The following is a 20,100-nucleotide window of genomic DNA, read 5'->3' as shown; positions in this document are numbered from 1 at the left end:
GGAATCGCACCATGACCGATCAAAACGCCTCGCACACCTCCAGCGGCCCCGGCCTGTCCCTGCACACGCGCATGCTGCTGGGCTTCATCGTCGGTGCCGGCGCCGGCCTGCTGGTCAATTTCTTCATCGGCGAGGCGGGCTGGGTGGACGCCCTCATCCACTACGTCACCGACCCGGTGGGCCAGCTGTTCCTGCGCCTGCTGTTCATGCTGGTGATCCCGCTGGTCTTCTCCGCCCTGGTGCTGGGCGTGGTCGAGATCGGCGACGCCAAGTCCCTGGGCCGCATCGGCGGCAAGACGCTGGTCTGGATCCTCGTGGTGACGGCCTTCGCGGTGCTGATCGGCATGGTCTGCGTCAACGTGCTGCAGCCGGGCACGGGCCTGTCCCAGGACGTCGGCCAGAGCCTGCTGGCCGCCGGCTCGGAGCGCGCGGCGGACGTCGCCAGCAAGCGCGAGGGCGTCTCGGGCATCGACATCCTGCTCAACATCGTGCCCAAGAACCCGGTCGCCGCCGCGGCCAACGGCGACCTCATCGCGGTCATGTTCTTCGCACTGATGTTCGGCGTGGCCGCGACGGTGCTGCAGACCGACGGCACCCGCAGCTTCGTCTCCACCGTGCAGGGCATCTACGACATCTGCCTGAAGCTCATCGGCTGGGTCATCGAGCTGGCGCCGTACGCCGTCGCCGCGCTGCTGTTCTCCATCACCGCCAAGCTGGGCGTCGACGTGCTGGTGCAGCTCGCCCGCTACGTGGGCACGGTGATCCTGGCCCTGGCGATCCATTTCTTCGTGGTGTTCCCGATCCTGCTCAAGCTGTTCGGCGGGATGTCGCCGAGGGCGTTCTTCCGCGGCGCGGAACCCGCCCTGCTGACGGCCTTCTCGACGTCCTCGTCCAGCGCGACCCTCCCCACCACGCTGAAGGTGACCGAGGAAGCCCTGGGCGTACCGCGCCGCGTCGCCCGGTTCGTCTGCACCCTGGGTGCCACCGCCAACATGAACGGCACGGCCCTGTTCGAGGGCATCACGGTGCTGTTCCTGGCGCAGTTCTTCGGCGTCGACCTGAGCCTGTTCCAGCAGGTCATGATCCTGGTGATGTGCATCCTGGGCTCGATCGGCGCGGCCGGCGTGCCGGGTGGCTCGCTCCCGGTCATCGCGATGATCCTGGTGATGTTCAAGATCCCGCCCGAGGGCATCGGCCTGATCCTCGGCGTGGACCGCCTGCTCGACATGTGCCGGACCGTCGTCAATGTCGGCGGCGACATGGCCGGATCGGTGGTGATCGGCCGCAGTGAAGCGGCCGCCGAAGCCCGCGCCGCCAGCCGGCCAGGCTGAACGCTGGCGCCCGGGCGGACGCTCCGGGCGCAGGGAGGGCGACAGCGGGGCCGCCGGATGGGACAATAGCGCGCCCGTCGCCCCCGCACGGCCGCCCTGGACCCGCGTCCAGGCCGGCCAGCCGCGTCCCGGGCGCCTCCTGCCGCTTCCAAGACTGCCCTCGACGCCATGACGACGCCCAGCCGCCGCGACCTCGCGAACGCCATCCGATTCCTTGCCATCGACGCGGTCCAGGCCGCCAACTCCGGCCATCCCGGCATGCCCATGGGCATGGCCGACATCGCCGAAGTGCTTTGGAACGACTACTACAGCCACAACCCCAACAACCCGAAGTGGTTCAACCGCGACCGCTTCGTGCTGTCCAACGGCCACGGCTCGATGCTGCAGTACGCGCTGCTGCACCTGTCGGGCTACGACCTCTCGATCGAGGACCTGAAGCACTTCCGCCAGCTCGGCTACAAGACGCCCGGCCACCCGGAGAACTTCATGACCCCGGGCATCGAGACCACCACCGGTCCGCTCGGGCAGGGCTTCGCCAACGCCGTGGGCATGGCGCTGGCCGAGAAGCTGCTGGCCCAGCGCTTCAACCGTCCCGAGTTCCAGGTCGTCGACCACCGTACCTGGGTGTTCATGGGCGATGGCTGCCTGATGGAGGGCATTTCCCACGAGGCCGCCTCGCTCGCCGGCACCTGGGGCCTGGGCAAGCTGGTCGCGTTCTGGGACGACAACCGCATCTCCATCGACGGCGACACCCAGGGCTGGTTCACCGACGACACGCCCGCGCGCTTCGAGGCCTACGGCTGGAACGTCGTGCGCGGCGTCGATGGCCATGACGCCGATGCCATCAAACAGGCGATCGAGGCCGCGCTGGCGTCCAGTGACAAGCCGACCCTGGTCTGCTGCCGGACCACCATCGGCTACGGCTCGCCGGCCAAGGCCGGCAAGGAATCGAGCCATGGCGCGCCGCTGGGCGCCGATGAGGTGGCCGCCACCCGCGAGGCGCTGGGATGGCCCCATGGCGCCTTCGACATCCCGCAGGCGCTTCTCGATGGCTGGCACGCCGGCAACGCCGGCCTGGTCCGCGAAGACCAGTGGAACACCCTCTTCGACGCCTACGCCGCGCAGTTCCCCACCGAGGCCGCCGAGCTGACCCGGCGCTCGCACGCCGAGCTGCCCGAGGGTTTCGTGGCCGAGGCCGACGCCTACATCGCGCGCCTGCAGGCGGACGGCCCGGTAGTGGCGTCGCGCAAGGCCTCGCAGATGGCCATCGAGGCCTTCGCCCCGCTGCTGCCGGAACTGATCGGCGGTTCGGCCGACCTCGCGCATTCCAACCTGACCCTGTGGAAGGGCAGCAAGTCGGTCGCCTCCGATGCTGCCGACGCGAACTACGTGTACTACGGCGTGCGCGAGTTCGCGATGACCGCGATCAGCAACGGCCTCAACCTGCACGGCGGTTTCATTCCCTACGACGCCACCTTCCTGGTGTTCAGCGACTACGCGCGCAACGCCGTGCGCATGAGCGCGCTGATGGGCGCGCAGGCGATCCACGTGTACACCCACGACTCGATCGGCCTGGGCGAGGACGGTCCGACCCACCAGCCCATCGAGCACCTCGCCAGCCTGCGCTACATCCCGGACAACGACGTCTGGCGTCCGTGCGACGCGGTCGAGTCGGCGGTTGCGTGGAAGGCCGCGATCACGCGCCACGACGGCCCCAGCTGCCTGGTGTTCTCGCGCCAGAACCTGGACCACCAGGCGCGCGACGCGGCCCAGGTCGCCGACATCGCGCGCGGTGGCTACGTGCTCAAGGACTCGGTGGGCGCACCCGCGACGATCCTGCTGGCGACCGGCTCGGAAGTCGGGCTGGCCATGCAGGCCGCCGAACGCCTCGGCGATTCGGTCCGCGTGGTGTCGATGCCCTCGACCGACGTCTTCGACCGCCAGGACGAAGCCTATCGCGAGTCGGTCCTGCCGCGCGCCTGCCGCCGCCGCGTCGCGGTGGAGGCCGGCGTGTCCGACTTCTGGCGCAAGTACGTCGGCCTCGACGGCGCGGTGGTCGGCATCGACACCTTCGGCGCCTCCGCGCCGATCAAGCCGCTCATGGAGCATTTCGGCTTCACCGTCGACAAGGTCGTCGAGGCGGCGCGCGCGCTGGCCTGAGGCCGGCGGGTTCGACCACGGACGGCGCCTGCGGGCGCCGTTCGCATGTCTGGGGGACGCGCCGGCTTCAGTCCGGCCGCGGGGTCTCGAAGCGGCGGAAATAGCGGTGGTGCTTCATGTGGTCGAACTGGTTGATCGCGAAGTAGGCCTTGCCGCCGCGGCGGCCGGTCTGCAGGCAGGGCAGTTCGTGCTGGGCGTCGGGATTGTTGGTGTAGAAGTGCGGCACCTTGTCGATGAAGCGCGACAGCATCCGCGGCCCGCATTCGACCTCGCCGTACTTGTCGAAACCGAAGCGCGGATGGCCGATGTTGAAGTCGTCGACGCAGACCACGCCGTTCTCGATCAGGCCCAGTTCCCGTTCCAGCGGCCAGTCCTCGTACCAGTGTGCGTCGAGGTAGTAGAGCGGGCAGCGGAACGCGTCCTTGAACTTCGCGATCAGCTCGGGCGAATCGATCTTCTCCACGTGGGTGTGCGGCATGAAGCCCACGCGGCGCTTGACGATGTCGACGTACTTGTCGACCACGTCGCAGGTGATGATCTGCAGGTGCGGATAGGTGCGGGCGAGGTAGTCGGTCGTATCGCCCATGTTGCTGCCCGTCTCGATGATCGCGTCGCACTGGTAGCGCTCGACCAGGAAGTCGAATTCCAGGGCGGTGGTGATGTCGAAACCGAACGGTCCGCCACCGTCGCTGAGCTCGGTCGCGGCCAGGCGCATGGTGCGGTAGAAGTGCTTGTAGACGTTGTCTGCGGACATCCGGCGAGGGACCTGCTGCGTGCCAGGCGCCAGTATAGGCAAAGTCGCTAAGGCGCCGTCGCGGCACCGGAGGCCTTGTCCAGGGCGAGCGACAGGAGCCGCGACTCCAGCCACGCGGCAACCCCGTCGGGCGCCTGCAGGTCCATGCGCTGCAGCGCTTCCCGGTCGCGCGGGGCGCCTGCGACGAGTGCTCGCAGCACCGTACCGAGCTTGCCCGGTGGCGAGGCGGTTGCCGCCTTCAGCCAGCCCAGCGCCGCGACCAGGCGTTGCTCCACCACGGTGAAATCGCTGCCGAGCGGGTAGTCGGGCAGGGTGCCGTCGCGGCGCAGCGGTGCCAGCCGCGCGCGTAGCGCTTCGTGGGTGTTGCGCGAGGCGGTCGGCGGCGGCGCGAAGTCCCGGGCGATCTTGCCCGCCGACTTCGCCTGCGCCAGCAGCGCCGGCTGGAAGTCGGCGTCGGTGATGCCCGCCATCGCCGCGATGCAGTCTTCGTCGGTGGCGCCGCGCAGGTCGGCAATGCCGTATTCGGTGATGTAGACGTCGCGCAGGTGGCGCGGGATCGTCGCATGGCCGTAGCGCCAGACCACGTTGGAGCTGCGCCGGCCACTGCTGTCGCGGGTGGCGCGGAACATCAGCACCGAGCGCGCATCGGGCAGCGCGTGGGCCATCGCCACGAAGTTGTACTGGCCGCCGACGCCCGATACCACCCGGCCGTCTTCCAGCGCATCGGAAACCGCCGCGCCGAGCGCGGTCGCCATCATGCAGCTGTTGAAGAATCGCGCGTCGCGTCGCTGCAGGCGCTCGAGCGTCTCGTTGCCGCCATACAGCTCGTTGACCGCGCTCACCGGGCACATGCCGATCGCCGCGCGCGTGGCCTCGGGAAGGTCGCGCAGCCACTGGTAGAAGTCGGGCGAACCCAGGTAGAAGGCGCCGTGCAGGAACTGGCCCTCGCGCGCGAGCCGTTCGCGGTCCGCGATGGTGAGGCGGTCCTCGGCATCGCGTTGCATCAGCGCCAGGTCGTCCACGACCTTGCGCCGGATCACGCCGGCATCGACGAGTCGGCGGAAGCCCTCGTTGAGCATTTCGCTGCAGCCGTACAGGCCGGTGTCGAAAGGCCCCAGCGCAGGGTCCTCCGCGGCATCCGCGCCCAGGGCGGCGAGCACGCGTCGATAGGTGGCATTGTCGGCGTGGCGCAGCGCCAGGGCGTGGCACAGGGCGTCGGCCAGTGCGCCGATGCCGATCTGCAGCGTGCCGCCGTCCTTGACCAGGGTGCTGGCATGGAAGCCGATCGCGTAGTCGACGTCGGTGACGGGCTGGCGCGGCAGGCCGAACAGGCGCGGATGCGGCCCGGGCGGGTCGACCACGATGTCGAAGAAGCCAGCATCCACGGCCGCGCCGCCGCCCAGCCAGGGCAGTTGGGGGTCGACCTCGGCCACCATCAGCGGACGCTGCAGGCCGCGCGACGCGACCGCGGCCAGGGCGTCGAACGTGAGGTCCGTATTGCACGAGAGCGACAGGCGTTCGCCGCCCGGCTCGCGCGCGACCTTCTGCACGATGGCATTGATCCGGCGGTCGGCCAGGGCCCGGGCCACGTGCGTGTAGTTCAGGCTGGCATAGCGACGCTGCGCCTGCCGCGAACCGAGCATGGCGCCGGACTGCATGTAGAACTCCTCGACCTCCATGTGCGCGGGCAGCGCGTTGCGCCGCAGCGCCTGGACATAGGCCAGGCGGGGGAAATCGTCGCCGAAATGGCGGGCCACGAAGGGGCCGAGGAAACGACCCTCCAGCCCCTTGGCGGGCCCGGGCGGGTCCAGCGAGAGCGCCGTGTAGAGGTGCAGGCCGCGTTCGGGCGAGGCGGCCATGCGTTCGTACAGCGCGTTGAGCAGCCGGTGCGGCTTGCCCAGGCCGAGTGGGGCGCCGATCCGCAGCGGCCCCTCGATCCGCTCGAGCATCTTCGACACGGCATCGTCGAGGTGGGTGGCGGGCGTCGGCCGCCCGGGGCTGGCATCGGTCATGGCGACAGCCTAACGCGCCTGCGCATGGCGGGCAGGTGACGGACGCCGGTCGCGGGCGGAGCGGGGCGGAGGGCGATCAGGCGAAGAACAGCTTCCCGGCCGCGATCAGCAGGACGAATCCCAGCAGCAGGCGCAGGCCACGCACCGGGACCCAGCGCAGGCCCATCTGGGTGCCGACCAGGGCGCCTACCGCCACCGCCCCGAGCCACAGGGGCAGCGCCGTCGGCAGGCTGCCGGTGGCGTGCAGGAGCCCGGCGAGCGCGGTGAGCGAGTTGATCCAGACGAAGGCCACCGAGGTGCCGCTGGCCTCGCGCGTGGGCATCCAGCGCGCAAACAGCAGGAGCGGCGTCAGGAAGATCGCGCCACCGGTGCCGGTCAGTCCCGACAGCACGCCGATCACGGCCCCGGTCAGCAGCCCGGGTACCCATGGCACGCGACGGCCCGCCGTGGCCGCGTCCTCTTCCTCGGCGCGCGACGCGTGGCGGAACACGCCGATCGCGGCCACCAGCAGCACCACGCCCAGGAGGATGGAGTAGCTCTCTTTCGGCAAGCGCACCTGCGCGGCGAAGAAGGCCGCCGGTGCGGACGCCAGGACGAAGGGCAGCACGTTGCGCCAGCGGACGTGGCCGTTGCGCCAGAAGCGGAACAGCCCGATGCCGCCCACCAGCAGGTTGAGGGTCAGGGCGGTCGGACGGATCTGCTCCGGCGCGAGGCCCATCAGCGCCATCATCGCGATGTAACCGCTGGCGCCGGCGTGGCCGACCGAGGAATAGAGGGCGGCCACGCCGAGCAGCAGCACGGCGAGGATCAGTTCGGTTTCGCTCAATTGGGGGGAACCATGAAGCGGGCCAGTGCCGAGCCTGCCAGCAAGGCCAGCATGAACACAACCGCTTCGAGGCTGCCGTGCGCGAGGTTGGCCAGTCCCGGTCCCGGGCAGAAGCCCGCCAGGCCCCAGCCCACGCCGAACAGGGCGCTGCCGCCCAGCAGGCGGCCGTCCAGGCGCGTGGATGGCGCGTCCGGCAAGGGCGTGTCGCAGAAGGTGCGATTGCGCCGGCGGACCCAGGCATAGCCGGGCAGGCTCACCGCGAGGGCACCGCCCATGACCAGGGCCAGCGAAGGGTCCCAGGTGCCGGCGATGTCGAGGAAGTTCAGCACCTTGTCGGGGTTGGTCATGCCCGAGACCGCCAGGCCGAGTCCGAACAGGGCCCCGGCGAGCAGCGCATGCAGTGCGGGCCTCATGGCGCGCCCCCGGCAAGGTGGCGGACGATGTACACCGTCGCGAAGCCGCAGGCCATGAAGACCGCGACTGCAACCAGCGATCGCCGGGACAGACGCGCCAGCCCGCAGATGCCATGGCCGCTGGTGCAGCCGTTGCCCAGACGCGTGCCGAAGCCGACCAGCAGGCCCGCCGCCACCAGCAGCGGCAGCGGGAAACCGGCGCGCGGCAGTACGCCGGTGGCATGGAACCAGGCGCCGGCGGCGACGACCAGTCCGGCCAGGAACGCCAGCCGCCAGGCGCGGCCGTCGCGTTGCTCGACCGCCTGGTTGAGCACGCCGCTGATGCCGGCGATGCGGCCGATGGACGCGAGCAGCCAGGTCGCCGCCAGTCCGATCAGGGCGCCGCCCGCCAGCGACGCGAGGGGGGTGAACTCAGTGGCTACGCTCATGCCGGGTGCTCCGCGTCACAGCAGGTCGAGGGGAAGCTTGAGATAGCGCACGCCGTTGTCCTCGGCCGGCGGCAGCTGGCCGGCGCGGATGTTGACCTGCACCGACGGCAGGATCAGCGTGGGCATCGCCAGGGTGGCGTCGCGCGTCTCCCGCATCTCGACGAAGCGGTCTTCGTCGATGCCCTGGCCGACGTGGATGTTGTCGCGCTTCTGGTCGCCGATGCTGCTCTGGCAGGCGAAGGCGCGGCCCCCCGGACCGTAGTCGTGGCAGACGAACACCCGCGTGTCGTCGGGCAGGGTGTCGAACAGCTTGTGGATCGAGCGGTAGAGGGTGCGCGCATTGCCGCCCGGGAAGTCGCAGCGGGCGGTGCCGCCGTCGGGCATGAAGATCGAGTCGCCGGTGAACAGCGCATCGCCGACCAGGAAGGCGTTGCTGTCGCGGGTGTGTCCCGGCACGGCGATCACCCGCGCCTGGAGGGGGCCGATGTCGAAGGTCTCGCCGTCGCTCAATAGGCGGTCGAACTGCGAACCGTCGATCGGGAAGCCGTCGCCCAGGTTGAAGATCGAGCGGAACGTCTCCTGCACGGCGCGGATGCCTTCGCCGATGGCGAGGGTGGCGCCGGGCCATTGGGCTTTCAGCCAGTGGCCGGCGCTGAGATGGTCGGCGTGGGCATGGGTTTCCAGGATCCAGCGCACGTCCAGGCCGGCTGCCGCGACGGCATCGACCAGGGCCTGGGCCGAGTGCCTGTCCGTGCGTCCGGACTTGGGGTCGAAGTCCAGGACCGGATCGATCACCGCGGCTTCGTGGGCGCCTTCGGCGTGGACGAGGTACGTCCAGGTATTGGTATCGGCGTGGAAGAAGGGATGGACCAAGGTGTTCATTCGACATCTCCTGTCGGGAATGCCGTCATTATATTAGCTATTGCTAAATTAGCAAGTAGTGATATAATGACGGCATTCCAAGCAAAGGAGAGCGCAGTGAACGCTGCCGTTCCCATGTCCACCGGCGACCTCGATCTCGAACGGATGCAGGTGCATGCCGCCGATGCCTCGACCCTGTTGCGCACGCTCGGCAATCCGCAGCGCCTGATGATCCTGTGCCACCTGGTCGAGGGCGAACTGGCGGTCGGCGAGCTCCATGCGCGCCTCGCGCTCTCGCAGTCGGCGCTGTCCCAGCACCTGGCCGTGTTGCGCGAGGCCGGGATCGTCGACACCCGCCGGGAAGGCGTGCAGGTGTTCTATCGCCTGCAGCCGGGGCCGGCGCAGCAGGTCATGGCAACCCTGCACGACATCTACTGCGGGCCGTCGGCGCGATGAACGCCGCGCTCTTCCCTCCAATGGCCTTGTCCGCAGCCCTGGTGGCCTGCGGCACATCGCCCCCCAACGGAACCGCCGCGATGAACATGTCCATGCACGTCGAGCCTACTTCTCCGCCGGCGGATCCGTCCGCGACCGGTATCCCCCACCTGCGCCTGGCCAGGAGCGGCCTGCTGGCGGCCGGCCAGCCCGCGCCGGAGGACTGGGACCGGCTCAGGGCGATGGGCGTGACCCGGGTGGTCAACCTCCGCACCGACACGGAAATGGCCGGTCGCGACGAGGCGGCCGAGGTGGCGGCCGCCGGGATGGCCTACGACGCGATACCGGTGGAGGGTGGGGCCGGGATCGACGCCGCGAATGCCGAACGCCTGCGCGTGCTGCTCGCCGGGTCGGAGGGCACGGTGCTCGTGCATTGCGCCTCCGGCAACCGTGTCGGCGGCCTGGTGGCGCTGGCCGCGGCGCTGGACGGCATGCCTGCCGGAGAAGCGGTCGAGCTGGGGCGCCGCGCGGGCCTGGGCATGGCCGAGCCGCAGGTGCGACGCCAGCTCGGCCTGCCGGCCGAGTGACGCCTGCCCGGCGTCAGCCGCCGAGCGCGCGGTTGAGCACCTCGGCCAGGTGCTGGCCGCCCAGGCGCAGCTGCTGCTCGGCCACCGGCAGCCACGGCCCGGCATAGGCCGGATCCAGCGTGCCCTTGGGCGGATAGAAGCCCGGGCGCTCGACGATGCCACAGGAGGCTTCGGCCCAGTCGGCCGGTATCGATGCAGGCGTGGCACCGATCGCGGGCAAGCGCCGCAGGCGCGCGAGCCAGCCGGTCTCGTCGAGGCCCGCCTGGGCGAGCAGGCCGCTGTCCCACAGCGCATGCAGGTTGCTGCCGCGCCCGTCGATGTTGAGCTGATAGGTGTTGCCGCCGCGGTCGTGGGCGCGGCCCGCGTGCAGCGGCTGGTGGACGTCGCCGACGAAATGGACCACGAACTTCAGTGCCTGCAGGCGCGCCGCGCGCGACTGGCCGGGATCGGCGAGGATCGCCGCCTGCGCCTCGATCGCGGCGACCACGCAGTCGCCGCCTGGGCAGTCGCGTCCGGCGCGGTAGTGGCAGTCGCCTTCGGCGATGTTGACGTAGTGCCAGCGCGCACTGCGCCGGCCCAGGTCGGGGTCGCTCGCGCGCAGCTCGTCGGCCCAGCTGGCGACGTCGGCCAGGCGTGCATCGCCTTCGAGCGCGAGCAGGTCCCGGGCGCCGGCGCGCGCCCGAGGCGTCATCGCGTCCCAGGCGAGGTCGGCCACCAGGCGGTGGCCCATCGCGCCCCAGGCGTGGGCGGGAGGGGGCAGGACGAGGGCGGCGGCCAGCGCCGTGGCGGCCAGTGCGGTACGCAGGTTCATGCACCTACTCTAGCCGACGCCGACCGCATCCCCGATGACCGGATCTGGCGGGCTGGCGACGCGGCTCAGAAACGCAGGACGTAGGCGACGCCGTAGACCCAGGGGTCGATCGCGACGGTGCCCAGGTCAGTGCCGTCCAGGCGGACCCCGGTGTCGATGTCGATCCAGCGTGCGTCCACGCGGATCGAACTCCGCGCGCCGACGTCCACGTCCAGGCCCAGGTGGCCGGCCAGGCCCCAGGAGTCGTCGAGCGCCAGCCGGCTGCCGGCGAGGGCGCCGCGCGCGTCCTCGTCGAAGAAACGCGTGTAGTTCAGCCCGGCGCCGACGAAGGGGTGCACGCGGCCGTCGTCGTTGAAGTGGTACTGCAGCGACAGCGTCGGCGGCAACTGGCGGGTGCTGCCGACCGTGCCCAGGCCGCGGATCGCGATGTCGTGCTGGAAGGGCACCGAGGCCAGCACCTCCAGGCCGAGGTTGTCGCGCAGGAAGTACTCGAAGGTCACGGTGGGCCGGACGTTGTCGTCGACCTCCACCGCGAGGGTGCCGCCGGCCAGGCGGCCATTGTCGGAAGACGGCGCCACCGCGTGGGCGCCCAGGCCCAGGGTCCAGTCGCCGCGGGACTGGGCCAGGGCGGGGGCCGCGCAGGCGGCCAGGGCGAGGGCGAGGGCGGTGGTGTTCAGCGGATGTCGCATGGGCAGGGCTCGGGTTGGGAGTGGCGCCACTATCGGCATTCGCGTCGCCCGCGACTTGACCCCGCTCAAATCCGCCGTGCCCCGGAAGAGCCCGCCCCGCGGGCCTGCTAGAATGTCGTCCCCCGTCACCCGCCGCGCCGGACGCGGCCGCAGGAGCTCCCAGCAATGACCATCAAGGTAGGCATCAACGGCTTCGGCCGCATCGGACGCAACGTGTTGCGCTCGGCCGTGCAGAACTTCGCAGGCGAGATCGAGATCGTCGCCATCAACGACCTGCTCGAGCCGGACTACCTGGCGTACATGCTGAACTACGACTCCGTGCACGGTCGCTTCAAGGGCGAGGTTTCGGTCGACGGCGGCACCCTGGTCGTCAACGGCAAGCGGATCCGCCTGACCCAGGAGCGCGACCCGGCCAACCTGAAGTGGGACGAGGTGGGCGCCGACGTCGTCATCGAGTCCACCGGCCTGTTCCTGACCAAGGAAACCGCGCAGAAGCACCTCGATGCGGGCGCGAAGAAGGTGATCCTCTCGGCGCCGTCCAAGGACGACACCCCGATGTTCGTCTACGGCGTCAACCATGGCACCTACAAGGGCGAGGCGATCATCTCGAACGCGTCGTGCACCACCAACTGCCTGGCGCCGATCGCCAAGGTCATCAACGACAAGTGGGGCATCAAGCGCGGCCTGATGACCACCGTGCACGCGGCCACCGCCACCCAGAAGACCGTCGATGGCCCCTCCAACAAGGACTGGCGCGGCGGGCGCGGCATCCTGGAGAACATCATCCCGTCGTCGACGGGCGCGGCCAAGGCCGTCGGCGTGGTCATCCCCGAACTCAACAAGAAGCTGACCGGCATGGCCTTCCGCGTGCCGACCAGCGACGTCTCGGTGGTCGACCTGACCGTCGAGCTGGAGAAGGACGCCAGCTACGCCGAGATCTGCGCCGAGATGAAGGCGCAGTCCGAGGGTGCGCTCAAGGGCGTGCTGGGCTACACCGAGGACAAGGTCGTGGCGACGGATTTCCGGGGCGACACGCGCACCTCGATTTTCGATGCCGAGGCCGGCATCGCGCTCGACGGCAGCTTCGTCAAGCTGGTGAGCTGGTACGACAACGAGTGGGGCTATTCCAACAAGTGCCTGGAGATGGCCCGCGTCATCGCCGGCTGATCCGGGCATCGCCGCCCGCGGCGACAAGGAACGAGAAGAAAAGACCGGGCCTGCCCGGTCTTTTCTTTTTTCGGGCGACGCCGTTCGCGCTGATTGCGCGGGTGGCGCGATGCGAGTGGGCGGCGGCCGTCGCCCGTCCCCTGGCGCCACCCCGCTTCATCGTGCCCTCACCCCGGGGCAGCACGCTGGGGTCTCGCGAATCCGGAGTCACGTCATGTACCGCCTGGGCATCCTTGCAGTTCTCGCCGGCGTGGACGGCCTCGTCGCCTTCCGCCTGATCGGCGGCCAGGTGGGTCCCGATGGCGTGCTGCACGAGCCGTTCGCCCTCGTTCCGCTGGGCTGTCTGGCCATCGTGCTGGGCGCCGCGCTGCTCGCCGGCGGCTGGGTCCGGTCCCGCCGGGCGCATGCGCCGCGCGAACACTGACGCCCCGGCGCACTCTGGCGCACCCCGGCGCGGCAGGTGAAGGCCCGCTGCACGGGGGGTGCGCGCATGCCGGCGTACGCGGAATCGGACGGTCGGGCGCGGTATCCTGTCGCGCGATGACTGCCTCGAACGTCCCCACCGACACCGCCGGCGACGCCGCCCTGACCGAAGCGCAGCTGGCCGTACTGGTCGACCGCTTCTACGACCGCGTCCGCGTCCACCCCACGCTCGGCCCGGTGTTCAATGCCGCGATCGACGACTGGCCGGGCCACAAGGCCCTGCTGGTTTCGTTCTGGTCCTCGGTGGCCCTGGGCACCCGCAGCTACCGGGGCAACCCGATGGCCAAGCATCGCGGGCTGCCGATCCATGCCGCGCATTTCGAGCAGTGGCTGGACCTGTGGCAGGCCACGGCGTCGGAACTGCTGCCGGCGGTGCAGGCCGAGCGCATGGTGGGCCATGCCACGCGCATCGGTCGCAGCCTGCGTTATGGCGTCGGGATCGGCGAGCGCACCCGCGGCCTGGGCCTCCCCCTCGTGGACGTGTCCTGAGCGGGCGACGCCACGCGCTTCAGCGGCTGATGCGTCCCCGCCCCGCACGCTTGGCCCGGTAAAGGGCCTCGTCCGCCTGCGACAACAGGTGGTCCATGAGTTCGGGCGACGGTTGCGCCGCGATGCCGATGCTGATCGTGATGACGCCATCGATGCCGTCGGCATGCGGGATGCGGGCATCGCGGACGGTGTCGCAGATGCGCTGCGCGACCTCGATGGCCAGGGCAATGTCCGCGTCGCGCAGCAGGATGGCGAATTCCTCGCCGCCGACGCGGGCCAGGGTGTCCGATGCGCCGCGCATGCAGCTCTGCATCGCGCCGACCACGCGACGCAGCGCGGTGTCGCCCGCCGGGTGTCCGTAGCGGTCGTTGTAGGCCTTGAAGTGGTCGATGTCGATGATCAGCGCGCCCACCGACATGTCCTCGCACTCGGGATCCTCCACCAGTGCGCCGATGTCGCGGCGGAACCCGCGGACGTTGAGCGCCCCGGTCAGGGCGTCGATGCTGGCCAGTTTCTCGAGCTCGTCGACCGCGTTGCGCAGTTCCGCGGTGCGATCGGCGATCTCCTGGTCGCGGTCGTCCACCACCCGTTGCAGCGATGCCGCCAGGTCGCGCTGCGTGATCAGCGCGTTGCTCAGCTCGCCGTAGGCGGTGTTCAGGCGCCCGGACATGTCGCGGATCGCCGAGGCGACCGGTTGCAGCTCGCGCGGCATGGGCGCCTGCTCGCCGGTGTCGAGCGGGTCGCCCAGGGCGAACTTGCGCAAGGTGTCCAGCAGGTGCCCGGTGCCCTGGGCGAGGTCGCGCAGTTGCAGCCAGGTCGCGGCGAGCACGCCCAGGCTCACCAGCATGAGCAGGGCCAGCAGGACCAGGGTGTTGCGGCCGACCGACAGCAACAGGTTGCGTACCGGCGCGACCAGGACCAGGGTCCAGCCACTGCTCATGCGCGCACGCGCGACGTAGCCGGCCGAACCGTCGAGCATGTCGTGCTCGAAACGCGTCCGCGCGGTGTTGCTGGGCGCATCGGCCTCGATCGTCAGGCGGGGGTCGCTCACCGCGTCCATGAACCCGTAGGGCAGCCCGCCGGTGGCATGGATGACGTGGTTGCCGCGGTCGAGCAGGAGCATCTCGTAGCCGTTCATGCGGAAGGCCTCGCCGCGCTGGCGCGCGAAGCTCTCGACGTTGATGGAGGCCTCGAGCACCCCGACCAGTTCGTCGTTGCGGACGATCGGGGCGGAGATCGCCACCAGCGGGGTGTTGCCGACCACGCGCCCGCGGAAGGCATCGGACACGTGCGGCTTGCGCGTCCGCGCCGGCACGGTGAAGTAGTCGCGGTCGTCCACCCGGCTCGCCGGCGTGCCCAGCACGCCCGGCGGCGGCGCCGGCGATGCGGCGACGACGTGGCCGGTGGCGTCCACGACCAGTGCGCTGGTGAGGCCGGGATAGGCCTGGCGGAGGCGGTCCAGGTCCGGCGACCAGTCGGCGAGCGGGGCGTCGCGCGTGCTGGCCAGAAGCGTCAGGCCGGCCAGGCGGCTGCGCATGAAATCGTCGATGCTCGTCGAGGTCAGGCTTGCCGACAGGCCCACCCGTTCGCCGAGCGACGTGCGCGAGGCGCGGTACTGCTGCCAGAGCATCACCGCACTGAAGAGCAGGGCCGGGATCAGCGCTGCGAACAGCAACAGGCGCGTGAAGCGGCGGCGCAATGTCCATTGGCGGGCAGGGTGTGCCAAGGAAACGGGCGCGCTCCGGTCGGTGGAGTGCCTAAACTACCGTGTGACGGGCTTTGCGGGCAATTCGCGGGTGGGGCGCCGCCCGTCCGGATGTGATCGGGTTCGCGTATTCACATGGGCGCGCGCGGGCCCTGCGGGGCGCCGGTTCCAGGCGCCGCTTTCGGGTCCTGTCCGATCCTGCAGGGGGCGGATGGGCGTCGGCCGCCCGTCGGCATCCAGCGCGATCATCGTGAAGCCGCCGCGCGTCGCCAGCAGGCGTGCGCAGGTCAGCAGGTCTTCGGTGTGCATTTCCACGTCGGCCTGCATCGAGCTGCGTCCGGTGGACACCATGTGCGCCTCGGTGGGCGCGGGGGCGGTCCCGGTCGTCGGCGTGGGGTGCGTGGGCATGGCGGGCGCCTCCGCGATGCGTTCGCACCGGGACCGCTGGGGGAATGGGAGGCGCAATGGCGGGGCGGCATCCGTGCCGCCAGTCGAGCCATTGGAACAGGGGATGTTCCGTTTCCTTGGTGGCGTCCTGCCGCTGATGACGACGGCCGTGTCGTCATGGGCATCCATGCAGTGGGCATCCAGCCCCCGGACGGCATCCTGCCGCCGGCCGGCCCACGTCAATGTGGTACCAGCGTCCCTATTACGTCAGAAAGTCGCGTCAAAGGCCACCTCTCCGCTGACGCCGACCTGGTATGCCGACACGCGGCGCTCGAAGAAGTTGGTCACTTCCTGCACGTCCTGCAGGTCCATGAAGCCGAACGGGTTGGTCGCGCCGAAGTGCCGGGGCATGCCGAGCTGGGCCAGTCGCTGGTCGGCGCAGTACTCCAGGTACTGGCGCATGTCGCGGATCGAGAGGCCGACCACGCCGCCGGACAATACGTCCTCGGCGAAGCGCATTTCGCAGTCGACCGCCTCCTCGAGCATGGTGACCACCTGCTGTTGCAGTTCGGTGTCGAACAGGGCGGGTTCTTCCTTGCGCACGGTGTCGATGACCTCGAACGCGAACGCCATGTGGCAGCTCTCGTCGCGGAACACCCAGTTGGTGCCCGAGGCGAGCCCGTGCAGCAGGCCGCGCGAGCGCAGGTAGTACACGTAGGCGAACGCAGCGAAGAAGAACAGGCCTTCGATGCAGCAGGCGAAGCACACCAGGTTGAGCAGGAAGCGGCGGCGCTGTTCGAGCGTCTCGATCCGGCGCAGGTCCTGGATCGAGTCCATCCAGCGGAAGCAGAAATCGGCCTTGGCGCGGATGGAGGGGATGTTCTCGACCGCGGCGAAGGCCTTCGCCCGCGCGACCGGGTCCGGCAGGTAGGTGTCGAGCAGGGTCAGGTAGAACTGCACGTGCAGCGCTTCCTCGTAGAGCTGGCGCGACAGGTACATCCGCGCTTCGGGCGCATTGATGTGCTGGTACAGGTTCAGCACCAGGTTGTTGGCGACGATCGAGTCGCCAGTGGCGAAGAACGCGACCAGGCGCTCGACCAGGTGGCGTTCGGCGGGACCGAACTTGTGTCGCAGGTCGTTGACGTCCAGAGAGAAGTCCACTTCCTCCACGGTCCAGGTGTTGCGGATCGCGTCGCGGTACATCTCGTAGAAGCGCGGGTAGCGCATCGGTCGCAGGGTCAGGTCGAAGCCCGGGTCGAGCAGGTGGTTGGACATGTCTGTTGCCTTGTGTTCTATCCCTCCTCCCTCCGGGAGAAGGTGCCCGAAGGGCGGATGGGGGGCGGCGGAGAAGTGGGGTCCAGGCCGTTTCGCCGGACCCTCGTCCCAACCCCTTTCCCGGGGGAGAGGGGCATGGATGCCTTACTGGCAGGCCTCGCAGGACTCGGGGTTCTCCAGCGAACAGCTCACCGCTGCGACCGGCGCGGCCGCGCCGACCGTCGACTTGGCGATCCGCGTCGCCGGGCGCGAACGCAGGTAGTAGGTGGTCTTCAGGCCCTTCTTCCAGGCGTACATGTACATCGAGGACAATTGGCCGATGTTGGGGCTCTCGATGAACAGGTTCAGCGACTGGCTCTGGTCGATGAAGGCGCCGCGGTCGGCCGCCATGTCGACCAACGAGCGCATCGGCAGCTCCCAGGCGGTGCGGTAGACCTGGCGCAGCGATGCCGGGATCTCGTCGATGCCCTGGATCGAGCCTTCGGCCATCTTGATACGGTCGCGCAACTCGGGCGTCCAGTGGCCGAGCGCCTTGAGCTCCTCGACCAGGTAGCGGTTCACCACGATGAAGTCGCCCGAGAGGGTCTCGCGCTTGAACAGGTTGGACACCTGCGGCTCGATGCACTCGTAGCAGCCGGCGATCGAGGCGATGGTCGCGGTCGGGGCGATCGCCACCAGCAGCGAGTTGCGCAGGCCATGGTCGAGGATGCGTGCGCGCAGGGCTTCCCAGCGCGACGCGTCCGCCGGCTCCACGCCCCAGGCCTGGAACTGGAACTCGCCCTGCGAGGCGCGTGTGTCGGCGAAGCCGGGATGCCGCCCGCGCTCGATGGCCAGCTCGTTGGAAGCCGACAGCGCATGGAAGTAGATGGCCTCGGCGATCTCGCGCGAGAGCGCGCGGGCCGGCTCGGAGTCGAAGGGCAGGCGGAGCTTGAAGAACACGTCCTGCAGGCCCATCGCGCCGAGTCCGACCGGGCGCCATTTCAGGTTGGCGCGGCGCGCGGTCTCGATCGGATAGAAGTTCAGGTCGATCACCCGGTCGAGCTGGCGCACGGCCAGGCGCACGGTTTCGGCCAGGCGCTCGAAGTCGAAGCGGCCGGCCTGCCCGTGGACGGGGCCCTCCTCGAAGAGTTCGACGTGGTGGGCGAGGTTGATCGACCCCAGGTTGCATACCGCGGTCTCGTCCTGCGAGGTGACCTCCAGGATCTCCGTGCACAGGTTGGACAGGTGGACCACGTTGCCCTCGCGCAGGGTCTGGTTGCAGGCGCGGTTGGACTTGTCCTTGAAGTTCATCCAGCCGTTGCCGGTCTGGGCCAGGGTGCGCATCATCCGCGCGTAAAGTTCGCGCGCGCGGACCTGCTTGCGCGCGAGTCCCGCCGCCTCGGCGGCGTGATACGCGGTGTCGAACGCCTCGCCCCACAGGTCGGTCAGCTGCGGGACCGCGTGCGGATCGAACAGCGACCACTCGCCGTCGGCCTCGACGCGGCGCATGAACTCGTCGGGGATCCAGTTGGCCAGGTTGAGGTTGTGCGTGCGCCGCGCCTCGTCGCCGGTGTTGTCGCGCAGCTCCAGGAAGGCCTCCACGTCGGCGTGCCAGGGCTCCAGGTAGACGCAGGCCGCGCCCTTGCGCTTGCCGCCCTGGTTGACCGCCGCCACCGAAGCATCGAGGGTCTTGAGCCACGGCACGATGCCGTTGCTCAGGCCGTTCGTGCTGCGGATGAGCGAGCCGTGGGCGCGGATGCGGGAGTAGCTCAGGCCGATGCCGCCGCTGAACTTGCTCAGCTTGGCCACGTCCATGTAGCGCTTGTAGATGCCTTCCAGCGAATCCTCGGGCGAGTCGAGCAGGAAACAGCTCGACAGCTGCTCGTGCGTGGTGCCGGCGTTGAACAGCGTGGGCGAGGAGGGGATGTAGTCCAGCTGCGCCATCCGCCGGTACAGCGCCAGCGCGTCGCCGACGTCCTCGCTCAGCGCGCACGCGATGCGCAGGAAGAACTGCTGCGGCGTCTCGATGACCGTGCGCGCGGTCGGGTGTCGCAGCAGGTAGCGGTCGTAGAGGGTGCGCAGGCCGAAGTAGTCGAAGCCCTGGTTGAGGCTGTTGTCGATCGCGTCGTTCAACTTGCGCGCATTGGCCTGCACGAAGCCCAGCAGGCGCGCATTGATCACGCCCAGCTCGTGGCCGCGCTGCACCGACTGCGAGAAGGCGTTGATGTCGATCGCGGCGACTTCCTTCTCGATCACGCCGGCCAGCAGGCGCGCCGCGAGGCGTCCGTACTCGGGTTCCTCGGCGGTGAGCAGGGCGGCGGTGCGGATGGAGAGTTCGTCCAGCTCCCGGGTGCTGGCGCCGTCGTACAGGCCCGAGATCGTACGCGTGGCGACGCGCATCGGATCGATCGCATGCAGGCCCTCGGCGCAGCGGGTGATGGCGCGGACGATCTTGTTGAGGTCCACGGGCTCGCGGCTGCCGTTGCGCTTGGTGACGCTCATGCTGAGCGCGCTGGCGGGCGCGGTGAGGGTGAAGCCCGCGCGCGCGGGCGGCGCTGTCGCCGGGGACGGGTCTGGATGGACGTCGGGGCCGGCGCCCTCCGCGGCGGCGGTCGCGGGGGGGGCGGTGTCGAGGCTGTCGGTGGTCATGGCGGGGCTCCAGTGCAGGGCGCACGGGTCGCCGCCCCTCCCTCGGGGACGGCGCACGGGAGGCGATGGAATCGATGCCAGGGCATCGGTCCCGCCACGCCCCCGCGGGCGCGGAATCCACAGGATGGAGGCGGGGTGTCGCGCAGCCCGAGACGGCGGCGAAGGACCGGCGACCACCGGTCGACCGGCGGACCGCTGCAAGCTGCGATCCGCCGCGACACCGACCGTCTCCCCCCGGAGACTCCCTGGCCGGTCACCGCGCGGTGTGCATCGCGCGGCTGTCGGCAGGTCTTCGGGCTCTGGACGGGAGCGGTCGCGGCGGGCGGGTGGTGGGTCGGGCCGGGCAGGGCCTTCGTCCCGGGTTCCACGCCGCGTTGTTCGCGTCCGGCTCGGCCTACTGTCCGTCGCTTCCCGGGGAGGGTCCCCAGTGCCATGACGGAGTTCGTTTCCACTACCGCTGCGGGGCAGCGCCGGCCTTGGGGGGTCATCGACCCGCCGCACCGGACTTCCCTTTTAAGCCGTCCCCGCGCGAAGCGGGTGCGGCACCGACGGGCACAACATAACCTGTTTTCTCCTGTCGTCAACACCATATGTTGTGCTGGTGGCCGGAAAGGCCTATACGACGGCATTTGCCGGCGCCGGCCTCGCACCGGACAATG

At 69.9% G+C, this 20,100-nt stretch carries 19 protein-coding genes and 1 riboswitch; of the genes, 7 read left to right on the top strand and 12 right to left on the bottom strand.

The genetic code is table 11. The features are described 5' to 3' along the window. Positions 1-11: 11 nt before the first annotated feature. Positions 12-1,331: a dicarboxylate/amino acid:cation symporter gene (locus tag H4F98_RS06305; protein WP_182685957.1), complete on the top strand. Its 1,320-nt coding sequence runs from the start codon at positions 12-14 to the stop codon at positions 1,329-1,331. Positions 1,332-1,499: 168 nt separating this feature from the next. After that, positions 1,500-3,491 (top strand): transketolase, encoded by a 1,992-nt coding sequence (gene tkt, locus H4F98_RS06300; protein ID WP_182685955.1) that lies wholly within the window; start codon positions 1,500-1,502, stop codon positions 3,489-3,491. A gap of 67 nt (positions 3,492-3,558) precedes the next feature. On the opposite strand, the gene H4F98_RS06295 is transcribed toward tkt, so the two are convergent. The 6 genes from H4F98_RS06295 to H4F98_RS06270 form a co-directional block, all read right to left on the bottom strand. Then, positions 3,559-4,245 (bottom strand): hypothetical protein, encoded by a 687-nt coding sequence (locus tag H4F98_RS06295; protein ID WP_182685953.1) that lies wholly within the window; start codon positions 4,243-4,245, stop codon positions 3,559-3,561. A 47-nt stretch (positions 4,246-4,292) separates the two neighbouring features. Then, a complete protein-coding gene (locus H4F98_RS06290; protein ID WP_182685951.1) occupies positions 4,293-6,257 on the bottom strand; it encodes an acetyl-CoA hydrolase/transferase C-terminal domain-containing protein in 1,965 nt (654 codons plus the stop codon). Between the two features lie 76 nt (positions 6,258-6,333). After that, positions 6,334-7,083, bottom strand: a complete 750-nt coding sequence (locus H4F98_RS06285) for a sulfite exporter TauE/SafE family protein (protein ID WP_182685950.1) — start codon at positions 7,081-7,083, stop codon at positions 6,334-6,336. Then, positions 7,080-7,496 carry a DUF6691 family protein gene (locus H4F98_RS06280; protein WP_182685947.1) on the bottom strand — a complete coding sequence of 139 codons (417 nt, stop codon included), beginning with the start codon at positions 7,494-7,496 and terminating at the stop codon, positions 7,080-7,082. Before H4F98_RS06280 ends, H4F98_RS06285 begins: the two co-directional genes overlap by 4 nt. Then, a complete protein-coding gene (locus tag H4F98_RS06275; protein WP_182685945.1) occupies positions 7,493-7,924 on the bottom strand; it encodes a YeeE/YedE family protein in 432 nt (143 codons plus the stop codon). Before H4F98_RS06275 ends, H4F98_RS06280 begins: the two co-directional genes overlap by 4 nt. 15 nt (positions 7,925-7,939) lie before the next feature. Then, positions 7,940-8,806 (bottom strand): MBL fold metallo-hydrolase, encoded by an 867-nt coding sequence (locus H4F98_RS06270; protein WP_182685943.1) that lies wholly within the window; start codon positions 8,804-8,806, stop codon positions 7,940-7,942. A 114-nt stretch (positions 8,807-8,920) separates the two neighbouring features. Here H4F98_RS06270 and H4F98_RS06265 point away from each other — a divergent pair, with 114 nt between their 5' ends. Then, positions 8,921-9,241 carry an ArsR/SmtB family transcription factor gene (locus H4F98_RS06265; RefSeq protein ID WP_246372952.1) on the top strand — a complete coding sequence of 107 codons (321 nt, stop codon included), beginning with the start codon at positions 8,921-8,923 and terminating at the stop codon, positions 9,239-9,241. An 80-nt stretch (positions 9,242-9,321) separates the two neighbouring features. Continuing rightward, positions 9,322-9,807: a protein tyrosine phosphatase family protein gene (locus H4F98_RS06260; RefSeq protein WP_182685941.1), complete on the top strand. Its 486-nt coding sequence runs from the start codon at positions 9,322-9,324 to the stop codon at positions 9,805-9,807. Positions 9,808-9,820: 13 nt separating this feature from the next. On the opposite strand, the gene H4F98_RS06255 is transcribed toward H4F98_RS06260, so the two are convergent. Together H4F98_RS06255 and H4F98_RS06250 are read right to left on the bottom strand one after the other, a co-directional pair. Then, a complete protein-coding gene (locus H4F98_RS06255; RefSeq protein WP_182685939.1) occupies positions 9,821-10,618 on the bottom strand; it encodes a S1/P1 nuclease in 798 nt (265 codons plus the stop codon). Between the two features lie 65 nt (positions 10,619-10,683). Then, entirely contained in the window at positions 10,684-11,307 is a 624-nt protein-coding gene (locus tag H4F98_RS06250; RefSeq protein WP_182685937.1) for an OmpW/AlkL family protein, read from the bottom strand. A gap of 165 nt (positions 11,308-11,472) precedes the next feature. On the opposite strand from H4F98_RS06250, the gene gap reads away from it, so the two are divergent. The 3 genes from gap (at position 11,473) to H4F98_RS06235 (ending at position 13,446) form a co-directional block, all read left to right on the top strand. Next, positions 11,473-12,474, top strand: coding sequence for a type I glyceraldehyde-3-phosphate dehydrogenase (gene gap / locus H4F98_RS06245; protein WP_182685935.1), 1,002 nt, complete (start codon positions 11,473-11,475; stop codon positions 12,472-12,474). A 214-nt stretch (positions 12,475-12,688) separates the two neighbouring features. Then, the gene (locus tag H4F98_RS06240) at positions 12,689-12,898 is read left to right on the top strand and encodes a DUF3955 domain-containing protein (protein WP_182685933.1); all 210 of its coding nucleotides are present in this window, start codon (positions 12,689-12,691) and stop codon (positions 12,896-12,898) included. Between the two features lie 116 nt (positions 12,899-13,014). Then, positions 13,015-13,446: a group III truncated hemoglobin gene (locus tag H4F98_RS06235; RefSeq protein WP_182685931.1), complete on the top strand. Its 432-nt coding sequence runs from the start codon at positions 13,015-13,017 to the stop codon at positions 13,444-13,446. A gap of 19 nt (positions 13,447-13,465) precedes the next feature. On the opposite strand, the gene H4F98_RS06230 is transcribed toward H4F98_RS06235, so the two are convergent. The 4 genes from H4F98_RS06230 to H4F98_RS06215 form a co-directional block, all read right to left on the bottom strand. Then, on the bottom strand, positions 13,466-15,172 hold the full coding sequence (locus H4F98_RS06230; protein ID WP_182685929.1) for a sensor domain-containing diguanylate cyclase: 1,707 nt from the start codon (positions 15,170-15,172) through the stop codon (positions 13,466-13,468). A gap of 36 nt (positions 15,173-15,208) precedes the next feature. Then, entirely contained in the window at positions 15,209-15,727 is a 519-nt protein-coding gene (locus tag H4F98_RS06225; protein WP_182685927.1) for a hypothetical protein, read from the bottom strand. A 78-nt stretch (positions 15,728-15,805) separates the two neighbouring features. Next, positions 15,806-16,813 carry a ribonucleotide-diphosphate reductase subunit beta gene (locus tag H4F98_RS06220; protein ID WP_182685925.1) on the bottom strand — a complete coding sequence of 336 codons (1,008 nt, stop codon included), beginning with the start codon at positions 16,811-16,813 and terminating at the stop codon, positions 15,806-15,808. Between the two features lie 144 nt (positions 16,814-16,957). After that, positions 16,958-19,294 (bottom strand): ribonucleoside-diphosphate reductase subunit alpha, encoded by a 2,337-nt coding sequence (locus H4F98_RS06215; RefSeq protein ID WP_182686034.1) that lies wholly within the window; start codon positions 19,292-19,294, stop codon positions 16,958-16,960. 413 nt (positions 19,295-19,707) lie between these two features. Continuing rightward, a riboswitch (cobalamin riboswitch) is annotated at positions 19,708-20,006 on the bottom strand. Between the last annotated feature and the right edge of the window lie 94 nt (positions 20,007-20,100).

Source organism: Marilutibacter spongiae, from assembly GCF_014145325.1.
Taxonomy (GTDB): domain Bacteria; phylum Pseudomonadota; class Gammaproteobacteria; order Xanthomonadales; family Xanthomonadaceae; genus Marilutibacter; species Marilutibacter spongiae.
Note: the sequence above shows the minus strand (reverse complement) of the source record. Positions and strands in the feature narration are given on the sequence as shown.